Below are 5,935 nucleotides of genomic sequence, written 5' to 3'. Positions count from 1 at the left end.
ACGCCCCACTGGTCGAACGAGTTGATGTTCCAGATCACCCCCTGGGTGAAGACCTTGTGCTCGTACAGGGCCACGAGCTGCCCGAGCACCCGCGGCGTGAGCTTGGCGGCCAGGATCGTCGAGGTCGGGCGGTTGCCCGGGAACGTGCGGTGGGGCACCAGGGCGGCGGGCACGCCCTCGGCCGCGACCTCCTCGGCCGTCTTGCCGAACGCCAGCGCCTCGGTCTGGGCCAGGAAGTTCGCCATGAGCAGGTCGTGGTGGTCGCCGACCGGGTGGTTGGGCTGGCAGAAGCCGATGAAGTCGCACGGGACCAGCTTGGTACCCTGGTGGATGAGCTGGTAGAAGGCGTGCTGGCCGTTGGTGCCCGGCTCGCCCCAGACCACCGGACCAGTCTGCACGTCCACCGGCTCGCCGTCCAGCCCGACCGACTTGCCGTTGGACTCCATGTCGAGCTGCTGCAGGTAGGCGGGGAACCTGGCCAGATGCTGGCTGTAGGGGAGGACCGCCTGGGTCTCGGCGCCGAAGAAGTCGTCGTACCACACGCCGATCAGCCCGAGCAGCGCCGGCATGTTGCGGTCGAACGGCGCGGCGCGGAAGTGCTCGTCCATCACGTGGAAGCCGTCGAGCAGCTCGCGGAAGTGGTCCGGTCCGATCGCGACCATGAGCGACAGGCCGATCGCGGAGTCGACCGAGTAGCGCCCGCCGACCCAGTCCCAGAGCTCGAACATGTTCGCGGCGTCGATGCCGAACTCCTCCACCTTCTCCGCGTTGGTCGACACGGCCACGAAGTGGCGGCGGACCGCCTCCTTGTCCCCCAGGGCGGCGAGCAGCCAGTCGCGGGCGGTGTGGGCGTTGGCCAGCGTCTCCTGGGTCGTGAAGGTCTTGGAGCAGACGACGAACAGCGTCTCGGCCGGGTCCAGGTCCCGGGTCGCCTCCCACACGTCGGTGCCGTCGACGTTGGACACGAACCGGAAGCTCCGTGACCGGTCCGAGTAGTCCTTGAGCGCCTCGTAGGCCATGGCCGGGCCGAGGTCGGACCCGCCGATGCCGATGTTGACCACGTTGCGGATCGGCCGGCCGGTGTGGCCGGTCCACGCACCGGAGCGGACCCGGCCGGCGAAGTCGGCCATCTTGCCGAGCACGGCGTGCACCTTGGGGACGACGTCCTCCCCGTCCACGACGATCGAGGTCCCTTCTGGCGCGCGCAGCGCCACGTGGAGTACGGGCCGGTCCTCGGTGACGTTGATCCGCTCGCCCGCGAACATCGCCTCGACCCGCCGTCGCAGCCCGGCCCGGTCAGCCAGGGCGACCAGCAGCGCCAGTGTCTCGCCGCTGAGGCGGTGCTTGGAGTAATCGAGGTACAGGTCGCCGGCCTCGAGCGTCATCGTCTCGCCCCGGCCCGGGTCGTCGGCGAACAACGTCCGCAGGTGGATGTCCTTCACCTGGTCGTAGTGCGCTGCCAGCGCCCGCCACTCGGGGGAGTCCGTGATGCGGGTGGTCACCGCTGCCATCCGTCGCCTCCTCGATCGACCCGTCCAGGCGCAGTCTCACCCCGCATCATGCCCGTTACGGCGCCGAGGTTCGACTCCTGAGCGTACCCGACGGGAGGTCGGCGAGGCGTGGTGGGCGCCGTACCCGGGAGAGCGGGGCGCCTCACCCGGGGGAGCGGGACCCGCTCGACCCGGGATGGCTATCCTCGGCACACGACACGGTCTGGTTGCGGAGGTGCCACGTGACCGCGAGTCCTCTGATCGCTCGAGACGAGCTGGCCGCCGCGCTACCCGCGCGCCCGGCGCCCAGGGTGAGCTGGTCCCCGCCGAGGCCGAGATCGCCAGGGACGCGGCCCGGCAGGTGCTGGCCGGCCGGTCGCTGCGGGAGCTGGCCATCGAACTGGCCGCCGCCGGGGTCCGCGGCACCCGCGGCCGGCCCCTGGACCGCCGGCAACTGCGCCGCATCCTCACCGCGCCCCGGACGGCAGCGTTGCTTGAGCATTACGGCGAGATCATCGGCCCAGGCGAATGGGAGCCGCTGCTGGACCGGGCGACCTGGGAGCAGGTCCGCGCGGTGTTGAACAACCCCGCGCGGATGATCGAGTCGCGGCCGGTGCGGTACCTGCTCGTCGGTTCGTGGTGTGCGGCCTCCAGGGGTGCGGGCGCGGCTGGTCTCCCGGCCCATGCAGGGGCGGCGCAGCTATGCGTGCCGACTGAGCCGGGAGCGCTGCGCGCCACCTGGGAGGCTGGGAAGCTCTCGCTCGGCCAGCAGCGGGCTGTGCTGGCGATGATGCTCGAGCGGGTGGTGATCGCCCCGGCCACGCGGGGCGCGCGCACTGTCGACCCCGCCCGGATCGTCATCCCGCCCGACGCCTGGCGGGCCTAGTACAAGCACTACAGCCGCACTTCGCGGTGCGCTCCACGATCATGGTGGCGGCTGGATACGGAGTCTGGCAGGCAGGGTGTGCGCTGGGCTCGGGATCTTCACGGGTCAGGAAAGTTGGTTGGATCCGCGGTAAACCCGGGACGGGCTCCCGATCGTTCTGGAGCTGTCGTCGCGCGACGCACGCCACCAATCGCTGCCGCATCCGGGAGGCCACCATGAGTCGGACGCACCGGGCGCTGGTCATGCTGGCGCTGTGCCTCGCGCTCGCCACCACGACCACGGCCATCGCCGTCGCCGCGCCACCGCTCCCGACCAGGATCGAGGATCAGAACGACCGCCGGCTCCGGCACCTGCGGGCCGAACAAGTCGAGCAGGAGCAGGCCGCCGTGGCGCTGGCCCGGCGGATGGAACGCAACCTCCCACCGGCTCCAGCCGCCAGTGTCGCGGCCACCCCGCCCGCCGTGCGGCCGGGCTCGGCCGTGCCCGGCCCAGGCGTGGGCGTGCTCGCCACCCTGCTCCTCGGCCTGGTCGGGGGGCTGGTCGGCGGGTGTGCCGCCATGGCCGGCTGGACGGCGACGACCCGCCGGCGCCTGCACCACGCGGCTTCCGCCACCTAACCCCACCGGTCCACACTGTATCGGTTGAGATTCCCGGAAAGGGCCCGGATGCCGGCAGCCCGACCTGCCCGCCGCACCGCCCGTGCTCCCCGAGACGGCGAGCCACAGGCCGTCCGGCTTCCCGGGCCCTTCGAGCACTTCTACCTGGAGGAGTACCCCAGGGTGGTGGAGCTGGCCTACGCCCTGTCGGGCAGCCGCATGGCTGCCGAGGACATCGCCCAAGAGGCCTTCCTGCGCGCCTACCGGGACTGGGGGCGCGTCGGCTCCTACGAGCACCAGGCCGCCTGGGTGCGACGGGTCGCCGCCAACCTGGCCATGTCCGGGCTGCGTCGACGGCTGGTCGAGGCCCGCGCGCTGGCCCGGCTCGCGGCCCGGCGTGAGCCCGCCCTGGGCCCGCTGCCCGCCGAGCACGCCGACTTCTGGCGGGCGGTGCGGGCCCTGCCCCACCGCCAAGCCCAGGTGGTCGCGCTGTACTACCTGGAGGACTTGTCGATCCGGCAGATCGCAAGCGTGCTCGACTGCGCGGAGGGGACCGTCAAGGCCCACCTGGCCAAGGCCCGGAAGGCGCTCGCCCGCCGCTTGCACCTGCATGCCCGGGAGGAGCCATGAACCTCGACGCTCGTGCCCGTGCGTCCGCCGAGGCGCTCCACCGCAGCGCCACCCGGGTCGATCCGGTCGCCGGCCTCGACAACCTGCTGCGCCGCCGGCGCCGCCGCCTGGTGGGCAAGGCGGTGACCGCGCTCGCCACCGCCGCCGCGTTGGCCCTGGTCGCCTGGGTGGGCGTGCGCGGGCCACACGAGGACGCGATCGTCGCCCCGCCATCGCCCCCCTCGTTCGGGCGGGTGACGGCCACCATCCCGGTCGGCGCCGGCCCCGCCGACGTGCTTGTCAGCGACGGGGCCGTGTGGGTGGCCAACGCCACCCAGGGCACCGTCTCGCGGATCGACCCGGCCACCAACACGGTGACCCGGACGATCCGGGTCGGGCGCAACCCGAGCAGGCTCGCCGCCGGCTACGGGTCGATCTGGGCCGCGAACAACGACGGCACCGTGTCGCGCATCAACGCGCGAACCGGGCGGGTGACAGCGACCATCCCGGTCACGGGCATCCGGCCGAGCGACCTGGCCGCCGGCGCGGGTGCGGTCTGGGTCACCAGCGGCGCCGGCGCACGGCTGATGCGCGTCGACCCGGCCAGCAACCAGCAGGTCGCCGTCCCCGAAGGCCTCGACGCGGCGCCCAACGGGATCGCCGTGGTCGACGGGCTCGTGTGGCTGTCGTACTCCGGGCAGCCCAGCCACGTCACCCGGATCGACCCGTCGACCAACCAGATCGCCGACACGGTCACGACTCCCGGGGACGGCCAGCTCGCCGTCGGCGGGGCCAGCATGTGGCAGACCGGCATCGCAACCCAGGCCGTCTACCGACTGGATCCCAGGTCGGGGCGGCTGCGGGCCCGGATCCCAATCGGGGTGGTCCCCGACCGCCTGACCGTCGGCGCCGAGTCGCTGTGGGTGGGCAGCGCCTCCGGCAAGGTCACCCGGATTGACCTGGCAACCGACAAGATCACCGGCACCTTCCAGGTCGCCGGCCCAGCGCCCGCCGTGGCCGCCGGGGCCGGGTCGGTCTGGATCGTCGACACCGCCCACGCAGCGCTGCTGCGAGTCCAGCCAACCGGCTAGCAATGCGGCCGCCGTTGCGGTGATCGGCGCTGGTAGTGACAGCGGCGGGCTCGGGCCTGATGGTGGCGACGCCAGTACGACCAGGCCAGCACCCGCCCCGGATCTGGGGGTGGGGACCAGGTCAGCCCGGCGAGCAGGCGGCGGACCTCCGGCACGGTCAGCGGCAGCAGGTCCGGGCCAGCTCTTACGCCGCCGTGCCCCCCTTTGCCAGCCCACCACCCGAGGTCGCCGTGGTGGCGGTCGCGCGGGCGACGGCCAGGAACGCGTGCGCCAGCAGCGTCAGGGTCACATGCCGGTGCCAGGTGTCATACCGGCGGACCTCGTAGTGATCCAGGCCGACCTCGCCCTTGGCCTGCTCGAAGCGCTCCTCAATCTGCCAAGCACAATGCACCCATGAATGAGGGTCAGGTAGGACAAACGCCGATACTCGGACGTGAGGGGCTGTTGCGGCTGCTCGAGGTGGTCGAGCGGCTGCAGGCCCGGGAGCGTGGCGAGGAGGGCGTGTCGTCGTGGACCACGGGGGGGACTGCTGCCCCAGACGCCGGCCCGGGAACGGGCGGCGGAGGTGGGCTGGGCGGGGCTGCCGGAGGTCAACCGCCGGGTGGCGGCGCGGTGGCTGGTGATGCTGGCACAGCGGGCGCTGGCAGCGCGTGGGGCGGAGATGGCTTCGACGAGTGCGGTCGTGGCCGGTGAGGGGGTGGGGCCGTGACCGCGGTGATGGCATTGCCATGGGAGCGGCTGGGCGGCAAGGTGACCGACCGGCATCTGGAGCGGCTAGCGGTGATCTATGTGCGGCAGTGGTGCGCGCCGAGGAGGAGTGGCTGGTGGCGGTCCCCGGGGTGCTGCCCGCCTCCATCACCGTCGAGCAGGACCGCGCCAACCTGGCCCGGCTGGCCGCCAACGCCGCCCGAGCCGACACGCCGGGCACGGTGCGTGCCGGTAGCGCGCTGCTGTCAGGCTGGCACGGTGCGGGCGCTGCGGTCGGCGGATGACGGTGCGCTACCACTCCCGGTCGATCAACGCCCGCCCGGCTGGGCTGGCATGGGCCAGGAACACGCCCAGCTGGCAGTTCTCGACCCGCCCGGCGGTGCCGGAGTACTGGCGCTGCACCCCAGCGGACTTGCGACCCTTCTTCAAGAAGCCGGTCTCGTCGACCACCAGCACCGCAGCCACATCGTCCAGGTGCTCGATCACGTAGGCGCGCAGGTCGTCGCGGACCTCGTCGGGTCCCAACGGGCCTGGTTGAGCAGCCGCTGCATCCCG

At 72.6% G+C, this 5,935-nt stretch carries 6 protein-coding genes and 2 pseudogenes; 5 read left to right on the top strand and 3 right to left on the bottom strand.

From position 1 onward, the window contains the following. Window positions 1–1,511, bottom strand: a 1,511-nt coding sequence (gene pgi / locus VG276_01185) for a glucose-6-phosphate isomerase (protein HEV8648026.1), incomplete at its 3' end; no start/stop codon positions are given. 214 nt (window positions 1,512–1,725) lie between these two features. Here pgi and VG276_01180 point away from each other — a divergent pair. From VG276_01180 to VG276_01165, 4 genes are all read left to right on the top strand, one after another. Further along, window positions 1,726–2,376, top strand: a complete 651-nt coding sequence (locus VG276_01180) for a recombinase family protein (GenBank protein ID HEV8648025.1) — start codon at window positions 1,726–1,728, stop codon at window positions 2,374–2,376. Between the two features lie 215 nt (window positions 2,377–2,591). Continuing rightward, entirely contained in the window at window positions 2,592–2,993 is a 402-nt protein-coding gene (locus tag VG276_01175) for a hypothetical protein (protein ID HEV8648024.1), read from the top strand. A gap of 48 nt (window positions 2,994–3,041) precedes the next feature. Beyond that, entirely contained in the window at window positions 3,042–3,602 is a 561-nt protein-coding gene (locus VG276_01170) for a SigE family RNA polymerase sigma factor (GenBank protein HEV8648023.1), read from the top strand. Further along, on the top strand, window positions 3,599–4,672 hold the full coding sequence (locus VG276_01165) for a hypothetical protein (GenBank protein HEV8648022.1): 1,074 nt from the start codon (window positions 3,599–3,601) through the stop codon (window positions 4,670–4,672). Before VG276_01170 ends, VG276_01165 begins: the two co-directional genes overlap by 4 nt. 184 nt (window positions 4,673–4,856) lie before the next feature. On the opposite strand, the pseudogene VG276_01160 reads toward VG276_01165, so the two are convergent. Beyond that, window positions 4,857–5,051 (bottom strand): annotated as a pseudogene (locus tag VG276_01160) (IS701 family transposase). A 418-nt stretch (window positions 5,052–5,469) separates the two neighbouring features. Between VG276_01160 and VG276_01155 the strand changes: the two are divergent. Continuing rightward, the gene (locus VG276_01155; protein ID HEV8648021.1) at window positions 5,470–5,664 is read left to right on the top strand and encodes a hypothetical protein; all 195 of its coding nucleotides are present in this window, start codon (window positions 5,470–5,472) and stop codon (window positions 5,662–5,664) included. 13 nt (window positions 5,665–5,677) lie between these two features. On the opposite strand, the pseudogene VG276_01150 reads toward VG276_01155, so the two are convergent. Further along, a pseudogene (locus tag VG276_01150) lies at window positions 5,678–5,935 on the bottom strand (transposase).

This window comes from Actinomycetes bacterium (assembly GCA_036000965.1).
Taxonomy (GTDB): domain Bacteria; phylum Actinomycetota; class CALGFH01; order CALGFH01; family CALGFH01; genus DASYUT01.
Note: the sequence above shows the minus strand (reverse complement) of the source record. Positions and strands in the feature narration are given on the sequence as shown.